3 tRNA genes are annotated in these 586 nt (G+C 45.4%); all 3 read right to left on the bottom strand.

Features of this window, described 5'->3' with window-relative positions:
* Positions 1-98: 98 nt before the first annotated feature.
* Positions 99-172 (bottom strand) — tRNA-Met (locus H9635_RS19115).
* A gap of 77 nt (positions 173-249) precedes the next feature.
* Positions 250-326, bottom strand: a tRNA-Arg gene (locus tag H9635_RS19110).
* Positions 327-343: 17 nt separating this feature from the next.
* Positions 344-432 (bottom strand) — tRNA-Leu (locus H9635_RS19105).
* Between the last annotated feature and the right edge of the window lie 154 nt (positions 433-586).

Here is a 586-nt window from a genome sequence, read left to right as displayed (position 1 = left end):
CGAACCCCCGCGCGGTGTTACCCGCCTGTCGGTTTTCAAGACCGATCCCTTCAGCCGGACTTGGGTATACCTCCAAAAATATAGATGGATCTATAAGATGGCTACCGAGGGAGTCGAACCCACGACCTTTCGGGTATGAACCGAATGCTCTAGCCAGCTGAGCTAGGTAGCCATAAGTATTATTTTATCTTAATTTTAATGTGGTTATTCATTGCTGATATTCTCAAGCAAACTACATTAATATATAAATGGCGCGCCCGGCAGGAGTCGAACCCACAACCTTCTGATCCGTAGTCAGACGCTCTATCCAATTGAGCTACGGGCGCAAATTATATTGTAAAGATGGTGCCGAGGGCCGGAATCGAACCGGCACGGTGATCACTCACCGCAGGATTTTAAGTCCTGTGCGTCTGCCAGTTCCGCCACCCCGGCATTTATAATATAGAAGTAATAACTACTTCAGTAAGCTATACATAGGATATTTTTATTCTGACAGTATATAGTTTATAAAAACTGGTGAGCCATGAAGGACTCGAACCTTCGACCCTCTGATTAAAAGTCAGATGCTCTACCAACTGAGCTAATG

The organism is Solibacillus faecavium (genome assembly GCF_014836905.1).
Taxonomy (GTDB): domain Bacteria; phylum Bacillota; class Bacilli; order Bacillales_A; family Planococcaceae; genus Solibacillus; species Solibacillus faecavium.
Note: the sequence above shows the minus strand (reverse complement) of the source record. Positions and strands in the feature narration are given on the sequence as shown.